The sequence below is a fragment of the Bythopirellula sp. genome (assembly GCF_041737835.1).
Lineage (GTDB): Bacteria > Planctomycetota > Planctomycetia > Pirellulales > Lacipirellulaceae > Bythopirellula.
This window is the reverse complement of record NZ_JBGSQY010000068.1, coordinates 1-20775: the sequence shown is the minus strand read 5'-3', so window position 1 is coordinate 20775 and position 20775 is coordinate 1. Positions and strand designations below refer to the sequence as shown.

Below are 20775 nucleotides of genomic sequence, written 5' to 3'. Positions count from 1 at the left end.
TCAGAATGGGTTTCAATCTATGAGCGAACAGGTTGTGATCGGTATCGACGGTGGCGGGACCCGGCTACGCGCCGCCATTGTTTCGTGCAGTGGAGAACTGCTGGGACTTGGTGAGGGTGGTTCAGGCAATTACCACGACGTCGGGGCAAATCAGGTTCGCACGAATATTAGTGAGGCTGTTTCGCAAGCGTGGACTGCTTTCGACAACAGCCCACGAGAGGTCGCTGCCATTTTCCTTGGCCTTGGTAGTATTGTCACTCGCGAAGATCAAGAGGCCATTCGCGAAATCGTCACTGAGTTGGCGCTAGTACCCGCGGATTTAATCGGTGTTGACCACGATTTGCGGGTGGCATTGATGGGAGGCTTGGCCGGCGAGACGGGGATCGTCTTGATCGCTGGCACCGGTTCATCTTGCTACGGACGCGACAAGCATGGCAACAGCTGGCAATCGGGCGGCTGGGGACCGACGCTGGACGATCCGGGTAGCAGCTTCTGGTTGGGACGCATGGCAATGGTCGCCGCCATACGCGACTACGATGGCCGTGGCGAAGCCACGATGTTACGAGACGGTGTAATCGACGCGTTGGAGTTATCCGATATTCGGCAGATTCTGCGGCGTGTTGAGTTGCAGGGAATGACGCGCACCGAAGTCGCCGTTTTGGCTCGTCTCGTCACAGAATCGGCCGCTGAAGGGGATTCTGTCGCTTGTCAAATTATTCAACAGGGCACCGACGAGCTCGCTAAGATGGTTGCTGCAGTAGCGGACAAGCTCACAAGCAACAACGAGACAACGCAACAAATTCCCGTTGTCGTAACTGGTGGGCTTACGTCCGCGCGGCAGGTCTTTATGAACCCCCTCAGTCAGTCACTGAGGCGCATTGCGCCGACGACTATTTTGAAGGAAACCTTTCTACCACCAGTGCTTGGCGCAGCTCTGCTTGCAATGGAACTTACAGGCGAACGACTTTCCTCCAGCGTAGTGAACAAGCTTGAGGCAGAATACTCCGCGATTAAGCACGTTTGCTCGGTCAAGTGATGCCATGTCGCAGGATTCGTCGTATTCGACCCGCATAGCACATAGCAACGATGCTAAAGCTGTTCGAATGTTGCTTTCGTCGGCGACCGACGTGTTTGAACACATTTTGGTCGCCGAAAGTGAACTCCCACAGCGTATCGTTGCCGCGGGAGCGTTGACACGTTCAAGGCGACCGAAGCCTCTGAAAGGTCCGGGAGTGACTCTGCAAGTCATCGAACCTTTCAGACGCAAGGGCATTGGAAAGACATTGCTGTCGCAACTTGCCGCGCGTGCGATGCAGCTCGGTGCAGAGGCCATCTACGCCACGCAGAAGGTGGATGTCAACAGCGAAGCCATGCGAGCCTGGGCTGCTTTTGGCTTCTCCCCTTGCGAGACTGTCGAGCACCATGAATTGCCACTCGACCAATTTGAACCTCAATTAGCTCCGCTCTATGATCGAATGCGTCAGAAAGGAAAGATTCCAGCTGCTGCTCGTATCATACCTTTATTCGACGCCGACTCTTCAGAAGTTTTGCGACTTCACCTCGCCACAATGGGAGGCGATCCGATGGCCCTCTCTGAGAAACTTCGCGGCGAAGTAAATGGCTCGTTCATGCCACGACTTTCTCGAGTTCTCATAATCGATGACCAGGTAGCTGGGTTTATTCTTGCCCACCGCGTGTCACCAGAGATCGCTTACGTCGATGCGAATGTAGTTGCACCTGAAGTGCGTGGCAGTTGGGCAAATGTGTGGCTCAAACTTGAAGCGACCCGAGAGGCCATGCGATGGGGTATCAAGCAGTTTGTTTTCACTTCGTTCGACCATTATAAAGACACTCGAAGCTTCACCGATAGAATGCGTGGCGTCACGGTGCGGAAGTCGGTATTGATGTATCTTCCACTCGTGCCAGCTCACGTAAGTGATGCCGATAGCGGATAACTGCGTTGCCTTGATCGAGACATACCTCGGCCTGTGATGTATTCGCGAGCAACATCCGATAGACTCTGGCCATCCAACGGTATGGCGCAGCAGCTCGTGGTTCTAAAGCCGCCCACGAGTTCAGTGCCTGAAGTGCCCCCTCCGGCTTATTGAGAAAGTATAATGCGACAGCTAAATGATAATGTGCCTTACTAAATCGCATATCTTTTTCTAGTGCATCGAGTGCGTAAATCGCAGCATCTTCATATTCACCCAAATGCAATTTGACAGCTGCCAGCCCATCGAGTGCAGCAGCCGAGGCGCCATCGTGTTCGAGCGATTGTTGAAAACTTCTCGCGGCCGCAGGGAGGTCGCATTTCCGTAGATGAATAGTCCCCGCCAATAGGGACAGGCCAAGAGGCATCGCTTTGCCTCGACGGGCGCAGCAGAGCGCTTCCAGCGCCCGATCGAAGTGTCGATCCGCAATTTCGATGGCGGCGGAAAGCAGATAAAGTTGCGGCTTCTCGAACCCGTGACACGTCAGCCAGTCAACTTCTTTCCTGGCAGCAAAGCGCTGGCGTCCCCGAAGATAGCTTTCGGCAAGTAGCGAATGAGAATGGTACCAATCAGGGTTTTGACATGTAAGTTCCTCGAGCACGGAAGTGGCCTGATCGATCAATCCGGCGTCCATCAACGATATTGCCCGATTCAAAGTGATGTTACGCTGACATTGAATCGCTGCTTCGCTGGCTGCCACATCAATTGGATCGGTGTAACCTAACTCAACGAGGTACTCGTATTCCTGATCATTGGCTCGATCATTCTCTGTATCTTCAAGAGCAGCCAACTCGGGATTCATCCGCGCCTTTTCATCGACTAGGTGAGAATCCCATGTTGCGATCGCCTTCGATCCGAGTCCGCCCTCAAACAGATCCTCGAGGGGTCGGCCACTCATATCTTCTCCATAGGGCACACCAAGCAGAGAGAGAATTGTTGGAGCGACGTCAAGGAGACTTCGCGGCGTGATTTCTAACCGATGACTCACTCCCGGTCCAAAAATCACAGCCAGACCGTTATTGCGAGGAACTGAACCCGACAGAGAAAGGGCATTTGATTCGCCATCCTCAGAAGATGTCGTGGATGCATTTCCAGTTGCAGAGACGACCATCACGTGAGTGCCTTCATCAAGCTGAGACAATAATTGCCCGAGCAGCAAATCGTGGTGCTCGTAGCAACCTGCAATCAGAGGTAGACACAATTCAGCGGCAGCTGGCGAGAGATGACGCAGCCAGTTTGCCAGTTCATGACAGCGGCGCAATCCAGGAAAGACGCATGTCGCAAAATCCCAAGCCTGCGCGCCGAGACACCAACGAATCGCCCGAAATAAGGTCGCTGTTTGGGCTAGGATATCGCGACACATCGCCTCAAGTTTTGCGTGTTCGCGCAAACCAATCATATGAGATGGTAGCAGTTGGCCAAGAGTAACATCTTCGACTTGGTGGGGCGCCATACCTCGCTCACTCAACACTTGCCCTGCCTGAAGAGGCATAACAGTCGGTCCTGCAGGCCGCGGAATTGCCCTACCTGAAAAGTCTGGCGCGAAACGATCTGATACACAGATTCCTGCGAGCGACTCGGCCGGATGCGTGACGGGCCAAGCGACAACATGGGTCCGCAGACCAGCATGGTGCAGAATATTCCACACCGCGCTGCATTCTCGATTATGACGCGTCACGGGCCGAAGTTTGGAGCATCCGGCAACCGGATAGAAAGCGTGTAGTACGCCGTGCTGATGCGGTCGTTTTCCGGTAGCTAAAGAAGTCCACGCGGCTTGATTGAATGTCGGTCGCGATACGGCTAGTTCAAGTGTGACACCGCCATCCACGAGCGATTTAAGGTGCGGCAACCGACCAGCTTCGAGTAGAAACCTTAGGGTGCTAAGTTCTGCGCCCTCCCAACCAATCAATAAAACACGTTTTGCGAACCGCCTGGCCCCCACTACGCCAGCTTCAGTGGGCGTTTGCTCGGGTTGCTGATCCGCCATCGTGATTATTCGTAGTCTTATAGGCTAATGCCGTCCACTACGACCTTCCGCCACTGAAAAACCTTCTTGACGCGAATCCACCGAGGAGCAACATGCCACCAATCGCCGTCATGAGCATCGATCCTGGTTCCGGGATCGCGGTAACAGAGGCAATATTGGCCACTAAGCCGCCGCCAACGCCGTAGTTGGTCTGCCAGCTTGTTAGATCACCAGCAGAGAAGGGATTGGGCGACTGCCCTCTTTGCCATGCGAGAAAATCCCGTCCATCGACATCGCCATCGCCGTCGAAATCCCCGGCCTGAGTTTGCTCACCAACATCGCCTGCGACAATAGACACACCCTTTGTAGTCTCGTAGGCCCAGCCAGTAATTGTACCAGTAGCATCTGCTTCATTATCGATGCGAACACCGATCCAACCGTACCAGTATTGATTGGCATTGTTGTTCAATCCCGTCCGCCCAGCATCGTTCAAATCTAAACGAACACCCAAATACCGGACTTCTCCATTATTTCCTATAAAATCGTCGAGCAAAGGAAATTCTGGCTGCGGCCCAAATGGAATTGTCAGCGGTTTGCTAGGTTGGAGCGCGGTGTCGATTTGACCAGCGTCTTCGTCAATGAGCCGATTTGCACGAATTCTCGTACCCGTTCCAAGAAAGCTATCCCCCTCTTGGAAATCCCAACGCGTTCCTTCAACGAGCCCGTTGGCGCTCGACCCTGTAGCACCGATCAAATCACCGGCTTTCAACCCGACGGCATACCCGCCTTGGTCGCCAAAACTGTTTGTGAACGTCAAAAATTCGGAATCACTGTTGGCAGGAGTTCCATTTACAGGGAATGTGGTGAAATTGTCGATCGGCAACGGATTAGCGGCACTCGACACATCGTTCTTATCGACTTGCAAGTAATCGAGAATGCTTCCACCGGAAAGGACATACCGATCGTGATCTATCTGAAAGTCGGTCTGGCCATCGAGATTGAAATCGATGTTAACTTCTTGATTGATACCAATGGTATGCGGCGTCGTCTTCGACACCACAACACCTTCCGCTGTCGAAGCCGAGATAGCACCTACACCTCCTGCAGCAACAAGATAGGCTTTCAGGCGATTATCAAGACCTGATAATTGATGGCTCGATTTATGTGAACGACTGAAAATATTCATAGCAAGTTTCTTCCTGATGCAGCTTCAAAAAAGCCTCAATTACATTCCTAGGTATCGACCGCACGCCGTCATACGGAGTTCAATACCGCACACAACAAATTGTCGGAGATGTTGCAGAAATTGAGTGTGAAAAGGAGTTCGATCGCGGCGGAACAAAGTATTTGTTCCGCCGCGATCGTTTAATCTCAATCTGATATCGCAGATTGTCTCTATTCGACGCGTCTGCCACGGCGACTAAACAGTCGTCCTCCAATAAGCGCCACAGCGCCGAGGCCGGCTGCCAACAACGTTGATGGTTCGGGAACCTGACCTGCGATTATACTTGCACCGGTCGTCTCGTAACCGTAACCAACAACCGCGCCTGTAGCATCGGCTTCGTTGTCGATACGAATCCCAATCCAACCATAAGTGATCGGATTAGGATCGCCTTGGAGCTTCATCTGGACTCCGAGATACCTCACTTCGCCGCCCAGACCAAGGAAATTCGGTCCGTTAGTCGGCACGGAGACATCAGCCGCTGGGGTCCCACCTAATACTTGGTCGACTTGGCCAGCGTCTTCATCGATAAGTCGATTGGCTCGAATAATATTTGTATTAGGACCAAAGCCATCGCCCTCTTGGAAGTCGAATGAGGATCCTGGACCGATCGAAGTCCCTGCAACCAAAGCGGCAGGATAGTCGCCAATTGTCCCTGTAGGGATGACATACTTTGGATCGAACGAGCTATTGAGGGGGTTACCATTTGGCGGGAACCCATCGAAGATGCCCGGAATTGCCAAAGGATTGATTTCGCTTGTGCTGTCGTTTTTGTCGAGCTGCAAATAGTCGACAACATTGCCACCGCCGAGGTCAACGCGGTCATGATCGATTTGGAAATCGATTTGGCCATCCCCGTTGAAATCGATGTTGACTTCACCATTGACGCCAAAGAGTTGTTCTGTCGTGTTGCCGACAACAGCTCCTTCTGATTGGGAGGTGGCAACCGTTGCCATCACGCCACTGACTGCGAGGTAGCTGGCAAGCTTGCCGTTGAGACGCGAACGAATGTCGCGACCAAGAGAATCGTTTCGATCAACCCATGAAGTCTGGATCATTAGACACCTCCCAAGAAGCTAAAAAAATTTGCAGATCGCAACAGCACAATTCAGGGCAGTTGACGAGACTATAAAAGTGAGAAAAGACGTGAATTTGGCCCTGACGCCATTACTTAGTATCAGCACATGCACCAAGAGCGTCAAGCAAGTTCACGAGAATTCCCCCTCGGCCGCTCGATATGCTACATCATTTTGAGCCTATAAAATCAGGCCTGATTGATGCCTTTGTGACTCGGACTCCACATGAATACAGCTACTAAAGCCGTCTTCCCTCTCGAAAAAATCGTGCAATAAGTACATCAAGGGGAGCAATCTGTTCCCCAAGTGACGATCAAGTTGTGACCCGCTGATATACTGACATGCTGGGAGCAGCACGCCAATTCTCTTGTCCCATCTCTTAGTTGGCATCCTATGCGGTGGTATATCCTAACAGTTAGCTACTGGTTCCTAATGGCGGCTCTTGGCTCTCCTGCCATAGCTCAAGAATACTTTGGGATTCAGGTGCTAGATGCTCAGACCCTCAGAGGTGTGCCACTCGTAAAACTCAGCGCGCAAAGCGAAGAATATTACACGGACAGCAACGGCTTCATCGCTTTAAACTCACCAGATTTACTCAACCAAAACCTCGACTTTACCCTCACCAGTTTTGGGTATACCAGCAGGATCTCACCGCTACAAACCACGCCGGGCACAACGAATCAAGTGACTATCAATCGGCAACAATTGGCCGAGAGGATGTATCGTGTTACCGGGACCGGAATCTACCAAGATTCTGTTTTACTCAACCAGGCCGTACCCATTCAGCAACCACTGCTCAACGCGAATGTTCGGGGGCAGGATTCTGTTCAGACTGCAATGTACAAGGGTGAACTTCAATGGTTCTGGGGAGATACGCTTTATGAGGCTGGATTTGGGAACTTTCGCGCGGCCGGTGCAACTTCCCTGTTGCCGGGTCAAGGCGGTCTTTCCCCATCCGTCGGTGTTGACCTCGAATACTACGTCGATGCCAACGGCTCGGCCAAGCAAATGATGCCGCTATCCCAACCAGGACCGGTGTGGTTCGATGGCTTGTTCACCATCGTAGACAATACGGGGCAGGAGCGGATGTTGACGCATTACTCGCGAAGAGATCCTAATAACGCACTCGGGGGACAGGTCGAGCACGGCTTAGCACGCTTTAACGATTCCCAGGAAATTTTCCAACGCTTCCAGGTTTATCCCTTGGATGCTCCCATCTCTGCCGTCGGTCATGCCTTTGAAGTCTCAAAGGGCGAGGATGATTACATTTACTTTGCCGAATCCTACCCCAACATCCGCGTGAAGAAAAATTGGAACGATGTGAGCGATCCCTCAAAGTGGGAAGCATTTACGCCGCTGCAGCAAGGAACGCGGTACAACGCGGCAAACCCGCCGCTTGAACTTGATGCTCAAGGAAACCCAGTCTATGGGTGGAAAACAAACACCGATCCACTTACGACTGACCGGCTTGAAGAACTTGTTCAGAACGGCCACATCAACCGTGAGAAATCGCCGTTTCGGCTCAAGGATTTCGAATCGGGTAGCGATGTCCGCCTGCATCGCTCGTCGGTCTTTTGGAATGACTATCGAAATAGCTGGGTGATGATCGGCAATCAGTTCTTCGGCGACAGCCTCTTGGGCGAAGTCTGGTTTGCCGAAGCACCGACTCCAGAGGGACCTTGGGAGAACGCCGTCAAAGTGGTCACACACCACAACGACAGCGAGAACTACACCTTCTACAATCCGAAGCAACATCCCTATTTTAACGAAGAAGGGGGACGATTTATCTATTTCGAAGGTACCTATGCGAATACGTTTTCAGGCAACCCGACCGCAACGCCGCTGTACGATTACAATCAGATGATGTATCGCTTGGACCTGTCTTTCATCCCCAGATTATTTTCGATTCCTGGCGACTTTAACCAGGATGGCTATGTCGACGGTGAGGACCTTGCAATCTGGCAGCAAAGGTATGGAGATGTCGGAAGCGAGTTTGCTGATGCTGACCGCGATGGCGACACAGACGGTCGCGACTTCTTGATCTGGCAGCGCAACTACACTGGGCCGTCGCCACTGGGAATTGTCAGTGAAATCCCCGAACCAACGTGCGTGCTGCTCGCGTTGATGTCGGGCGGTGCGCTACTGGGCTTGAGAATGCCGCGAGAACTGGAGTCAATTTAATATCATTGATCGCAGCAGTATCAACGACTTTTCATGTCCACATTGAAATCGGGATTGCCTTTTTCGGTTTCGTAGCCCAAAGTCGTTTGCGTGTTGTATTTGGCGGGTATTGGTTTGTCGGGATGAGTGACTTCTATCTTGTAGGTGCCGTAGTGAACGCCCAACAGACCGTGGTCTGACTCTGGCAGGTCTGAATCTTTAATATCCATCGTTGCGATTCCGCGGGCATTCGAGGTTCCCCAAGCCGCCTTCACCTCATCACCCAAATAGGCTTCTGGTACGAGTTTTACTTTGGCACCCTTTAGGGGGCGACCATCTAGCAGCAATCGCAGATTCAGCATCGTAAGGCCTACACGCGAAGACCTAAGTTCGGCGATTTGCTTTTCGATCTCTTCCTGTGACACCGAACCGTTCTTGTCCAAATCGTAAACCGACAAGTGGCCCAAGATGCCCGGACAGGTCGCTAGTTCGGATTGTGTCAATTCGCCGTCGTGGTCCTTATCGTATAGCTCTATGGCCAATTTGGCAGCTTGGCCTGGATCGACATCTGGCACGTTGACCGCGGCCGGCCCACCACTACAACCAACTACCACGAGCAGGCATACTCCCATCGCCACAGCTCGAGAAGCGAAATTGTAAAGCGAAAAGTGAAGTTTCGCAGAGATGCAGAAATATTTCATAGTCAACCGGTAATGAAAACACAGATGAATTCAATATGAGAAGTGTTCAAGGCAAAGGCAGAGTATCTTCTTGCTCTGGAAGAATACCCCCCTCATCATGTCGATGCCCACCGCGACGATGAACATCGTAGTCGATGTCGAAAGAAATATGTGAGACCGACCCGTCGCAGTTGACCATATTGAACCCCCCACTATGAGCGCTACCGAAGCTCGCATACTTTTCATAATTGGGCCGATCTTGCACCGGGGGAGACGATTTGCATGTCCAACGATTGACATCAAAATCGAATCCCTGATACATACTCGCATTGTCGCCAGGGTCGACACCGGTTTCGTAATGGTCAGCATCGACGTACTTTTCACCGACAGCGTAGGTATTTGAAGTACCATCCGTAATGTGTTTAAAGCCAATTTCCGCACCGTTGTAGTTAATACCCGTCTGTCCATCAAAAGGGGGGTACTCGTTACCCGATGGACTTCCATAGTTTGAAAAAAATGCCCATTCAACCTTTTGAGGGATGTATTCTTGTGTCGCAACGTCCAACGATTCCATGCCACTTTCGCCGTCTCCTGCGTTGGCGGCGTAGTCGCTGCGCACCACCTGCAAGGAACGATCTCCGTTGCGTGGATTCCAAGAGTTCGACAAAGTCCACGGAGTTAGAGCTGGCGGACGACGTGAAGGGCAATTGAACGAGGAGATTGGCGTCTGTTGCAAAACGATCGATTGCGCTCTTTGAGCAGGGGTTATCCCAGCCTTGTCGCCGTCGCCAGTGAGATTGTAGACCGCCTGCTGTTCAATGTATGGCAAGATCTGGTAGATCCACCCCCCCGGTTGATCACGGCCCGCTCCCAATAATGGATCACCGACATAATAAGCACTCCGACCCGCGCACGGCAGGAACTTATGCGTGGATTCGTGATTTAAAAATCCGATGCCAATCTGCTTCAAGTTGTTAACGCACTGCATGCGCCGCGCGGATTCACGAGCCGCTTGAACCGCTGGCAATAGCAACGCAACGAGGACGCCGATGATTGCGATCACCACCAGCAACTCGACGAGCGTAAAACCATGTAAACCACGTGACCGTTTCACTGTGGAACTCCGTGCTGATGAGTTGGATACGAAATGACAAAGACAATGAGCAGTTGGACGAGAAAAAGGAAAAGCGAAGTCAAAACTGCTTGTGCTGTTTAGCTATGAGATAAATTTGATTATTGCTGATGCGCGACTTATGGTCAAACCAAAACGGCGAATATTGACCGCCGTACAGTTCAAATGCCGCAGCCTTAAATGCTGTAGCAATTGATTGCGATCACCCAATGCGGGTAGTTTCGGAATGAAATCACCGTGCAATTTGGCTAAGTGGAATGTTGCGAATATTCCACTACGCTAGTACTGCAAGTCGCTTTGATTAGAATAAACGCCGCACCACGATTCACCTCCATGCGGGACGTTCAACGTCGAGTTTGGCAATCGGCAACTGCTCACCAAGGCCCAAATACGGACACGCTCTCCAGCGTTCAGCGTGACCTATGTGGTGCTGGAATCCATTTCAGCCCAAGAGTCTTGATGAGCCTAGCCGCATGTGGGCAGAACCTTGTCGGAAATGACGTCGAGCCCTTATTGAATACCAATCCGTAATTCGACTCCACCGATGACACTGCAACTTTTCGCTTCTTATCTCAGGTGAAAACTCATATGAGTACGCGATCAAATGTCCGAAGCGATTGGTTGTGCTTGCTTGCTACGACCGGATTCGTGGGTTTAGCTTTAAACATGGCTACTGATGCGGCGCGGTGTGAAGAATCTGTAATCTATGAGAGTGGCTTATGTGTGACAGCCTCGGCCTGGCCGGAAGCTGATGCCATGTTCCATCGCGACCCCCAATGGCTCGGTGGTGATGATGCTTATTCGGTAGACTTGGGAGGAGGGCGTGTCGCATGGTTTTTTGGCGATAGCTTTGTTACGCCAAAAACACTTGGTGAGCGGCGTGGGACCACCATGGTCCGAAACAGCGTGGGCCTGCAAGCAGGTTACGACCCGACGACTGCAAAGTTTAAAGCTTTTTGGCGCGAGGAGGATGGAAAGCCGAAGTCATTTATTGCCGACGAGGGCAAGGAATTTTTTTGGCCGGGCGGTTCGCTTCTCGATAAGGGCAAGTTGCTGATGTTCATGATGCGAGCCCGCGATGCCAATCGGAAACTCGCTTTTGACGTAACCGGTTGGGGAGCAGTTCTAATCGATAATCTCGATGCAAGCCCCGAGCAATGGAAGGTGCGGAAGCTCACAGCACCACAAAATTCCTTTGGCGTTTTGGTTGGCTCGGCAAGCCTCTTGCGAGATGGTGATCATTTGATCGCGTTCAGTGTGGCCGACAAAGATCACGATGTGCACCTTGTGCGGTGGCAGCTGCGGGACGCGTTTGAAGGCGATCTCTCGCAACCCGAGTGGTGGGCCGGGGCCGAGGCCGGTTGGGTCGCTCAAGATAAGCTCACCAAATTGCCCTCACCTGTCTTCAAAGGCGGGCAGACCGAATTTACGGTTCACTATGATGCCGACTTTGAGCGTTATGTCCAGTTTCAGTTCGCGGGCTTTCCACTTTCTCCAATCGGATTTCGCACCACGCAAGTCTTGACCGGGCCCTGGTCAGAACTCGATGATTTTTACGAACCAAAGAAAATTAAGTCAGACGACCCCGAGCAGTTGCTCTATGCAGCGAAAGCTCACCCCGAGCAAACAGCCGATGGGTTGGCGATGACCTACTGTTCCAATACTTTTCAACTCGAAAGTCTTTTCGAAAACCTGGAACTTTACTTTCCCCGCTTTTTGCAAGTGAAAATTACTCCAGCTTCCAAAAATGATTAGTCGCTGGAAATGAATTTTCCTGAATCACAACCCTCAAAGGGCACTTTAGAATGTCTACGCTCGATGCCGCTATCATTCTTCTCTTTTTCGTCGCCTTAATCGGCATTGGCGTTTGGCAACAGCGCAAGGCCGCTGCGAGTATGGAGAACTACTTTCTTGGAGGAAACCGGATTCACTGGCTTGCACTGGCTATGTCGGGTTCTGTGTCGACCTTCGATATCAGTGGCACGATGTGGATGGTCACGTTGATCTATCTGTTCGGCATGAAATCGGTTTGGAACCACTGGATGTGGGGCTTCCTGATGGCGGCATTTTTCATGTCCTACATGGGCAAGTGGGTCCGTCGTTCACGGGTCATGACGGGAGCTGAGTGGATGATCACTCGCTTTGGCGACCGTGCGGATGGCCGAGCCGCTCGGTATGCTTACGCGCTGATGGCTGTCATAACACTTATAGGTCTCACGAGTTATGGGTTCGAAGGGATCGGGAAATTCTCGGCCGAGTATGTTCAAACGGGCCTGGAACCCGAAGCCAACGTGCGCGTCTGCGCTTTAACCATTTTTGGAATTGCGACAATTTACACATTGCTGGGAGGATTGGAAGCGGTAGTCATTACCAACGTCCTTCAGACTTGTATCCTCGTCGTCGCTAGCATTGTCATTGCCGGGATAGCTTATTTCGAATTGACCCCCGAAAGCTTGGCTGCGATCGCGCCGGTCGACGGCGGAAGTTTCACAAGTCTCTGGCCACAATGGGAATTGACCAATGTCGAGACATTGCCGGCCGGATATCAGAGCTACCGTATGTTCGGACTGCTCGTGCTGGTGTGGGTCGCCAAAGGACTGATGCTCAACCTCGGCGGGCCTGGGCAGATGTTCGACTTTCAAATGTTTCTCTCGGCGCGTGACCCGCGTGATGCAGCAAAAGTTGGCGCCGCTTGGAGTGCCTTCCTGGTCGTGCGCTGGGCGATGGTTATGGGAATAGCACTCCTAGCGATTTCAGCCGGAATTGCAATCGTCGATGGACAAGGAACACTCGACGCCGAGATCGTGATGCCCCGAGTGCTGGCCAAGTACCTCGGTTCGGGCGTTTTGGGATTGGTATTGGCAGGTCTGTTGGCTGCGTTCATGTCGACCTTTGCCGCCACGGTCAATTCAGGGGCATCCTACTTGGTGCGGGATCTATGGCAACCTCTCTTCCGACCCCAAGCAAGCGAAAAGCATCTCGTGAGAGCTAGTTACATCGCCACGATCGCGATCGTCGGCGCTGGAATCCTCATCGGACTCTATGCAAGCTCGATTCGACAAGTTTGGGACTGGATCATGATGGCGCTCGGCGCGGCGTTTGTAATTCCCAATGTGCTGCGCTGGTATTGGTGGCGGTTCAATGGCACGGGCTACGCCGCTGGAACTCTCGCAGGCCTTGCCGGCGCGATGCCATTGTTGTTCATGTCGTTGATGAATATCGACCCCCCCATTTTTTATACGTTTCCCGCTCTTTGTGGCGTATCGCTGGTGGCGTCGTTGATTGGCACCTTCATGGGGCGACCAACCGATGACGCCGTGCTACTAGAGTTCTACAAAAGCATCCGACCTTTTGGCGCGTGGGGACCGATTCGGAGTCGTGCAAATCTCTCGGCTGAAGAACTTAACGACCCAGGCGAGAGCGTCGGATATGCCGTCATTAATGTTACATTAGCATGCGTGGCAATCTTTGGGGCCTATGTCTCGCCCATGTACTTGGTGGGACATTGGCATTGGAATGCACTGGCTTGGGCGGTAGTGTCGGCGGCAGCCATGATTGCGCTCAAATTCACATGGTACGATCACCTACCTCAACCGGAAGAGGTTCGCAGATAAGACGGTGCTATTTCAACGTCACTTCAATGAGTTGCGGTGCGTAACTCTTTGAGTCCACGTAGGTTACATAAATAATCTTACCATTCTCGCGGGCCAACTCAGGGTGCTCCTTCGCGGCATAGAACAGTTCTGATGCGTCCTTTTTCTCAGGACGAAAGATGACCTCTGCTTCACTCCAAGGCCCTACAATTTCGGGTGCTGTTCGTAAAACTATTTCATTTTCGCGTAAGCGAGTGTGAATGGCCGTGTAACAGCCAAGATGCTCGTTGTAGGATGCCGACATTTCATTCGGAACGGAATCAAATAACACTGCCGTCGGCTCGAATGTTCTCGACCAAACGGATTTTGCTTGCGGATCGGCCGTCGTGGGTGCCGCAATTAGGTACTCATAGCTTGCGACGTCAGCAATCTTGTCCGGGCTGGTGCGAGCCAGGAACATGCCCGTCATTAGGCTTCCCCACACATAAGCCACACCGTCTTGTTCTTGCACGAAAACCCCAAACGTGGGTTTGTCGCCTTTCCAAAATTCGTAGCCACCATCGGGAGCAGTAAGGCGCTCGAACTTCCACTCTCCGATTTTTGCGCGAGCAATGCCCATCCCCTCAAGAGTAAAGTTATCAAAAACATCTACACCCGGGATCAACGAAATCCGGTGATAGAACACATAAATCTGCCCTTCACTGCATAGACCATGAATCGGCCAGATGCGTTGGGCAGCGGGTGATTCATCGCCGTTAAATGGCACGATTTGGCGGGGCCGCTTACCATCTGGTTGTGTAATGAATTGAAATGTCTTGATACCCTCGGAAACATCCTGCTTGGGAACGATGGCCGCTGTGTTCGACAGCTTGTCATCGAGGGCGAGACCACGAATCGTCTCAAACGGCCCCTCAATCGTATCTCCAAACAGCCAAAAAGCTTCACCTGACGGCAACCCGATGCTCGAAGCGCAGTCCTGTCCAGTCACCCCTACCGGATTTTTTTGGAACTGCTTTCCGAGATAGCGTACGGCTGAAACGCGTGATGAGTCCGTCGCTTCTGCCATTGAATGTAAACCTTGGGCCAACACTGTACCGAGCAGCAATCCGCTTATCGAATATTGAATGATTCGCCGACGTGATATTGTCATAGCAGCCCCTATTAACCAGCCTTCACGGTTCGTTGATGTTGTTCGCCCAAACCTTCGATCCCAAGTCGCATAGTCTGACCCGACACAAGATAGACCGGCGGCTTCAGACCCAAGCCAACGCCTGGCGGCGTACCTGTCGAGATCACGTCACCCGGTAGAAGTGACATGAACTGGCTCAAATAGCTCACCAGCTTGGCGACTCCAAACACCATCGTGCTCGTTGAACCATTCTGATAACGTTTCCCATCGACATCGAGCCACATCGAGAGATTCTGGACATCAGCAATTTCGTCTCTGGTCACCAGCCAGGGGCCCAGAGGCGCAAAAGTATCGCAACTCTTGCCTTTCACCCACTGTCCACAACGTTCGAGTTGAAATTCGCGTTCAGATAAGTCGTTAACTACGCAGTAACCAGCGACGTGCTCCATGGCAGCATCTTCGTCGACGTACTTGGCCTTTGTGCCGATTATCACTCCGAGTTCAACTTCCCAGTCGGTTTTCTGAGAATTACGAGGGATCTCGACGTCGTCATTCGGGCCACAGATCGAGCTCGTTGCCTTCATGAAAACGACTGGCTCCTTGGGAACCTCCATGCCCGATTCACGTGCATGGTCGGCATAGTTGAGACCGATGCATAGTATCTTCGACGTTCCCGCAACACATGGCCCAATACGGGTCTGAGGTTCGACAAGCGGCAGCGTCGCCGGGTCAATGGCTGCCAGTTTCCTTAAAGATTCGCTTGAGAGAACTTCACCCCCGATATCAGCAACGAAGTTAGACAGTGAACGAATTTTTCCATCTTGATCCAGTACACCGGGGCTCTCTTTTCCAGGTTCGCCATATCGCAACAATTTCATTTCATAGACTTTCTAGAATTTTATACAGGCAACTTTCGCAAGACATTAAGTGAGTTACGCTACTATCGATGGCTTCGATTATCGTCGTATGGTATAGTCCTGACAATCCTCGCATAGTCTTTTGTGGCGAAGCTTTTCATCATTCGGGAGATCGACACGTGTCAGATATTCCTCTCTCATCGTTTCGTGTGTTTGCCGACGGCCTCGATCACCCTGAAGGAGTCACGCTCGGACCAGACGGTCACGTTTATGCTGGGGGAGAAGCGGGCCAAGTTTATCGAATCTCGTCGCAAGGTGAGGTAAACCTCGTCGGCAGCACGGGCGGCTTTTTGCTCGGGCTGTGCCTTGATGCTCATGGAAACATCTACGCTTGCGACCCAAAGAAAAAGATCGTTGCCCGCATGTCTCCTCAAGGTGAGGTGACCATCTATTCCAGTGGGACGCCTGACCAACCTATGATTAATCCCAATTTTCCCGTGTTCGACGCCGCGGGCAATCTCTATGTCGCAGACTCGGGAAATTGGCATGGAAATAACGGTTGCATTTATCGCATTCGACCGGGAGGAAGTACCGAAGTTGTGAGCACTGAGTTCGCCGAGTTCCCCAATGGCTTGTCAATCAGCCCCGATGGCAAAGAGCTTTATGTTGCGTTGTCGACCCGGCCGTCAGTAGCCAAAGCAGAAATCTTGCCTAACGGCCAACTGGGTTCGCCACAGATGATTGTGGAACTTCCGCGAACAATTCCCGATGGATTGGCATTTGATCAAGACGGAAACTTATTCATCGCGTGCTACACGCCCGACATCATCTACCGTTACACACTCTCGGGAGAATTGAGCGTGTGGGCCGAAGACTGGGAGAGTACGATGATCTCGTCACCGACGAATGTGGTATTTGCCGGCGAAAATCTCAAGACGATGGTCGTTGCCAGTCTCGCGCGCTGGCATTTGGCCAGTGTCGACGTTGATGTGCCTGGGTCTCCTCTGAATTATCCGGCGATCAATGCCAACAACTCGCATTAGATACCGTATACTCCGTCAATCACGTAGACCGCCCTCGTGGTGATTGTCAACTCGCCGGCAGCAAAGTAAATGGCCAATTCGGCGATTTCCCTGGCGTTTTCAACCGTCCCATCGGCTGTTGGGAGATGATCGACGCAAAGGTGGTTCGAAATCGCCTTGAGCCGCAAAACGCTCTATAAGCGAGGGAATGTGAACCGCGCCGAGACAAATCGCGTTGCAGCGGATGCCTTGTTTGGTGAAGTCTGCCGCAATCGATTGGTAAGCCCGATTACGGCCGCTTTGCTCGCACCATTCGCAAATCGATTGGGAAAACCTTGCGGCTGGAAGCAACGATAGTTTCATGATGGACGTAGCCAGCGCAATTCATCAAAACATCTACCGTGACAATGCTTCCCGCAATCGCTTTGATCGCGTCACTATCAGTGACATCCAGAGGCCGACAATCCAACAGCGGTTGGTCACTTTTCAATGGCTCGAATAAATCGCGATTCATGTCCGTTGCGGACACGTTCGCGCCTTAGCGGCAAAATGTCAAGACCTAGACACGGCCGATCCCCTGCCCCGCAGGCGTTACAAATATTTTTTGCCTTCGAGTCTTGCCATGATCAACCCTCTCGCAAGTTGGCACTCTGAGAATTCCGAACCGGATGTCCGAAGACAGACTCCATAAGGCCCTTGAGATACCCAATTGCAAATGTATGTCCGTACATGCCATAGCCATCGTAAGGGGCCTCTTCTGTGGCTAGCAGCGGAACGTGGTCGACTCGAATGAAGCCGTGATAGTCGGTCTCGCGGTAAGCGCGTAAAACTTCCAACATATCGTTTGCGCCATTATCGGGGAACGATTCGTAAAAGTCTTCCGGCGAACCTTGGATATCTCGGAAATGAACAAAATGCGTTCGATCCTTAAAGTGCCGCACCACGCGGGGTAGATCGCACCCCATTTCCGCAAAGCAGCCCTGGCAAAGGGTAATGCCGTTGACAGGCGAGTCCACTATTTCAAGCATTTGGTCAAAATCTGCAACGCTACGCATGATTCGGGACAAGCCGCATAACGGAGATATCGGTGGATCATCTGGATGCATCGCCAGGAGAACTTCTTCTTGTTCTGCAACAGGGACAACACGTTTGAGAAAGTATTCAAGGTTGTCCCACATCTGATCGTCGGATGTGGGCTGTTCGCCATGTGGGATGCATTCTGGTCTAAAATCGATGCTGCGAAACTGACTCGTGAGTGCCCCGCCGCGTTCTGGGAACGTCATCGAAGTCCGCGCGACCATCGCGGCACTGGTGACTTGCGGCATAAAATTATAGCAGAGCACACGAATACCCAACCGCCCCATGTTCTTGATTGATTGAACATACTCTGCAATTTGCTGATCGCGACCCTCCTTACCCATGACCACCTGGTCGATTGGCGGACCACCTTCGATCACCGAAAGACGTAAGCCCTCGTTCGTGACAGTCCGGTTAATCGCTTCGAGTTCCTCGAAGCTGCCGGGCATTCCTTTCATGTTGTAATAAACGAAATCGTCGACACCAATCTGTTTGAGAAGCTTCAGATTAGTTTTGGTAAATACTTTCGCCACGCCAGCAATTTGCATATCTACCCTTCCTAGTGTGTTTGAGTTGTTCGGCATTATAAAAATGAAAAGCCTGGCTGAAGCGTTTTGTGAATTTGGGATTCGCATCGCGTTTGCTGATGAGCGATGGAAGCAATGATCGTTGCGATGGAATCAGCATCATTGAAAAATGACAACTGAACTGAGGCTTGCAGACTCTCGCCCGGTCCTAGCTGAGGAACGCGGCCGAGTTGGCGTTCCAAAGGCTTGGGGTTGGGGTAACTTGTTCCGGGCTCTATTCCGAGGACATATCCGTCTCGCTCCCCCGCAAAGTTTTTCCAAAGAGTCAAACAAGGAAGCCATTGCGTGTTGAACATGATTTGAACCGCAAAGTCACCCGTAGAATTGCAGAACAGAATTGTCGCAAGTCCCTCTGAATCGGCGATCGGTTTCACGAAATAGCATTGCTGAACAAAACCGGCAGTAGGTTTGCCACATATGTCCCAGCTTTCACTACTATTCGCTGAGTGCTCGTCGTAGGGGGCCAACTGCTCGATCGCGGCGAAGATTTTAGCCCCTTCCCCCAACAAAGGCGGTCCAAAATTAATGTGATAAAGAATTTGCCCCTCGGCCGACATGTTGCTGCAGTTGGTGATCGTGTCGTTGATTTCGAGACTATTGGAACCCGCAGTCATATGCAAAGAACTGTCGAGTCGTAAGCAGCCGCCAAACAGTGCTGCTTCCTCGACAATTCCACGCACACTTAGCTTGCCTTTTCCAGCCGTGTCGACTTTGGTGGAAACAAAGTGCGCAGGCAGATTGGCGATCCTCCCATGCAAGGTCGAAGGCCGTTCGATGACAGTTCCATCTTCAGAGTACGTCGAACTTGGCGCTCCAAACGAATGTAATCCGCATCGGCACATCAACTCGTTGAATCCTGTGAGCCAACCGGTATCTCGTTGGTCAGCCAGATTGACGAGACTTGGATGAACTGGAAATCGCACAGGCGATTGCCAACCAAGATTCTTTCCTCCAAACGTCCCTTTCCATAAACCCATGCCACGGGTGGGCAAAACCTGCACAGAAAGAACGCCATTATCCATGGTGATGACGTCGATATTCGCAGACGGTCCACCGTGAAGAGTTCGTTTCGTAATCGACCAATCGACAGAGCCTTCGAGTGTCAGGTTATCAGCCGCCGAAATATGAAAATCTTTCAACCAGAATTCTGATTCAGCGTCTGTCAAAACATCTTCTCGAACCGCCATTCAAACACCTCGCCGATCACCGAGCACTGCCACCGATTTCGAGTCCGAGCCCACCATCGATCCTGATGGCCTGCCCCGTAATGAATGAGGCGGAATCACTCAACAAGAATACCACCAATTGTGCGATCTCCTGGGGCTGTCCGATCCGCTTCAACAAATGCATATTTCGGCATTCCTGCAGCAGGGCCTCTTGATCGATCGCGCCTTCAATCGCGGCGGCTAACATCGGCGTATCAACGGAACCTGGGCAGACCGCGTTGCTGCGTATTAGAGGGGCATGGTCAACAGCCATCGCTCGAGAAAGTCCGATGATCCCTGCCTTACTCGCACAGTACGCCGGAACCCGACGTTGGCTAATAAAGCTTTGCACGCTCGCGACGTTCACAATTGAGCCTTTTCCGGCACACTCCATAAATGGAATCGTTTCGCGGGCACAAAGGAAGTACGACTTCAAATTGACGTTCAATACCCGGTCCCATTCGTCATCAGTCGTCGCGGTCACCGTTGCGTAGTGCCCGATTCCCGCGTTGTTAACCAACAAGGTAGGCGGTCCGAGTTCCGTAGCCACTTTTTGGCAAGTTGTGCGAACGGCCTTTGAGTCGCTCACATCGACAAAAAAACCCGCGTAACCCGTGCCTAGCGTCAATGCCAAGGATTCCGCAGCCTGTCCGTCAATATCGAGAATCGCGACGTTGGCACCGCATTTGGCGAGCAATTGCACGCACGCTGCGCCAATTCCTTTCGCACCTCCGGTGACAATTGCGGTTCTGCCTTTGATGCCAGGATAGGTTTCGTCAGCCATGTTTAAGACTCACCTAAAAAAGGCTAAATGCAAGAAGGTAACCGCCATTTAAAACAACATAATTATAGTTGCGAGTGACAAGACCGCGAATAGATGCGTCCTATATATTTCGCTCAAGTTATCCGCGGCGGCTGGCAACAAATACATTTTCACGTTGCGATAGCCCAGGACTTTCGGACAGTGGCGGGAGCCGGAATAATGGTTCTCGAAGGAGGTCCGATAGATGGACATACAAGCGAAGCAACAGCGGCCGACGTACAGCGATGAGTTTAAGCGAGATGCGGTGCGTCTGGT

General features: G+C 52.0%; 17 protein-coding genes. 6 read left to right on the top strand and 11 right to left on the bottom strand.

The features are described from left to right. The first annotated feature begins 19 nt into the window (after positions 1–19). Both AC6T8Q_RS19220 and AC6T8Q_RS19215 read left to right on the top strand, forming a co-directional pair. Complete coding sequence (locus AC6T8Q_RS19220; RefSeq protein WP_500680617.1) at positions 20–1036, top strand: N-acetylglucosamine kinase; 1017 nt, start codon at positions 20–22, stop codon at positions 1034–1036. A 4-nt stretch (positions 1037–1040) separates the two neighbouring features. Continuing rightward, positions 1041–1955, top strand: coding sequence for a GNAT family N-acetyltransferase (locus tag AC6T8Q_RS19215; protein WP_500680616.1), 915 nt, complete (start codon positions 1041–1043; stop codon positions 1953–1955). Here the strand turns inward: AC6T8Q_RS19215 and AC6T8Q_RS19210 are convergent. The 3 genes from AC6T8Q_RS19210 to AC6T8Q_RS19200 form a co-directional block, all read right to left on the bottom strand. Next, positions 1882–3978 carry an alkaline phosphatase family protein gene (locus AC6T8Q_RS19210; protein WP_500680615.1) on the bottom strand — a complete coding sequence of 699 codons (2097 nt, stop codon included), beginning with the start codon at positions 3976–3978 and terminating at the stop codon, positions 1882–1884. The genes AC6T8Q_RS19215 and AC6T8Q_RS19210 overlap by 74 nt on opposite strands. 37 nt (positions 3979–4015) lie before the next feature. After that, complete coding sequence (locus AC6T8Q_RS19205) at positions 4016–5143, bottom strand: hypothetical protein (protein WP_500680614.1); 1128 nt, start codon at positions 5141–5143, stop codon at positions 4016–4018. Between the two features lie 209 nt (positions 5144–5352). Continuing rightward, positions 5353–6237, bottom strand: a complete 885-nt coding sequence (locus AC6T8Q_RS19200; RefSeq protein WP_500680613.1) for a PEP-CTERM sorting domain-containing protein — start codon at positions 6235–6237, stop codon at positions 5353–5355. A 450-nt stretch (positions 6238–6687) separates the two neighbouring features. Here AC6T8Q_RS19200 and AC6T8Q_RS19195 point away from each other — a divergent pair, with 450 nt between their 5' ends. Continuing rightward, complete coding sequence (locus AC6T8Q_RS19195) at positions 6688–8436, top strand: dockerin type I domain-containing protein (protein WP_500680612.1); 1749 nt, start codon at positions 6688–6690, stop codon at positions 8434–8436. 20 nt (positions 8437–8456) lie between these two features. On the opposite strand, the gene AC6T8Q_RS19190 is transcribed toward AC6T8Q_RS19195, so the two are convergent. Next, a complete protein-coding gene (locus AC6T8Q_RS19190; RefSeq protein ID WP_500680611.1) occupies positions 8457–9116 on the bottom strand; it encodes an EF-hand domain-containing protein in 660 nt (219 codons plus the stop codon). Between the two features lie 46 nt (positions 9117–9162). Beyond that, a complete protein-coding gene (locus AC6T8Q_RS19185) occupies positions 9163–10209 on the bottom strand; it encodes a DUF1559 family PulG-like putative transporter (RefSeq protein WP_500680610.1) in 1047 nt (348 codons plus the stop codon). Positions 10210–10983: 774 nt separating this feature from the next. Between AC6T8Q_RS19185 and AC6T8Q_RS19180 the strand changes: the two genes are divergently transcribed. Beyond that, entirely contained in the window at positions 10984–11982 is a 999-nt protein-coding gene (locus AC6T8Q_RS19180) for a DUF5005 domain-containing protein (RefSeq protein ID WP_500680609.1), read from the top strand. Between the two features lie 50 nt (positions 11983–12032). Next, complete coding sequence (locus tag AC6T8Q_RS19175) at positions 12033–13841, top strand: sodium:solute symporter family transporter (protein ID WP_500680608.1); 1809 nt, start codon at positions 12033–12035, stop codon at positions 13839–13841. Between the two features lie 7 nt (positions 13842–13848). On the opposite strand, the gene AC6T8Q_RS19170 is transcribed toward AC6T8Q_RS19175, so the two are convergent. After that, positions 13849–14886, bottom strand: coding sequence for a DUF5005 domain-containing protein (locus AC6T8Q_RS19170; RefSeq protein ID WP_500680607.1), 1038 nt, complete (start codon positions 14884–14886; stop codon positions 13849–13851). A 95-nt stretch (positions 14887–14981) separates the two neighbouring features. Next, positions 14982–15827: a fumarylacetoacetate hydrolase family protein gene (locus AC6T8Q_RS19165; RefSeq protein WP_496918757.1), complete on the bottom strand. Its 846-nt coding sequence runs from the start codon at positions 15825–15827 to the stop codon at positions 14982–14984. 68 nt (positions 15828–15895) lie between these two features. Between AC6T8Q_RS19165 and AC6T8Q_RS19160 the strand changes: the two genes are divergently transcribed. Next, positions 15896–16849, top strand: coding sequence for an SMP-30/gluconolactonase/LRE family protein (locus tag AC6T8Q_RS19160; RefSeq protein WP_500680606.1), 954 nt, complete (start codon positions 15896–15898; stop codon positions 16847–16849). Positions 16850–17117: 268 nt separating this feature from the next. Here the strand turns inward: AC6T8Q_RS19160 and AC6T8Q_RS19155 are convergent, their stop codons facing one another. The 4 genes from AC6T8Q_RS19155 to AC6T8Q_RS19140 form a co-directional block, all read right to left on the bottom strand. Further along, the gene (locus AC6T8Q_RS19155; protein WP_496918759.1) at positions 17118–17342 is read right to left on the bottom strand and encodes a Rossmann-fold NAD(P)-binding domain-containing protein; all 225 of its coding nucleotides are present in this window, start codon (positions 17340–17342) and stop codon (positions 17118–17120) included. A 112-nt stretch (positions 17343–17454) separates the two neighbouring features. Further along, positions 17455–18453 carry a mannonate dehydratase gene (locus tag AC6T8Q_RS19150; RefSeq protein ID WP_496918760.1) on the bottom strand — a complete coding sequence of 333 codons (999 nt, stop codon included), beginning with the start codon at positions 18451–18453 and terminating at the stop codon, positions 17455–17457. 35 nt (positions 18454–18488) lie between these two features. Beyond that, the gene (locus tag AC6T8Q_RS19145; RefSeq protein WP_500680605.1) at positions 18489–19679 is read right to left on the bottom strand and encodes an aldose 1-epimerase family protein; all 1191 of its coding nucleotides are present in this window, start codon (positions 19677–19679) and stop codon (positions 18489–18491) included. Between the two features lie 16 nt (positions 19680–19695). Continuing rightward, a complete protein-coding gene (locus tag AC6T8Q_RS19140; RefSeq protein ID WP_500680604.1) occupies positions 19696–20481 on the bottom strand; it encodes an SDR family NAD(P)-dependent oxidoreductase in 786 nt (261 codons plus the stop codon). Positions 20482–20775: the final 294 nt, after the last annotated feature.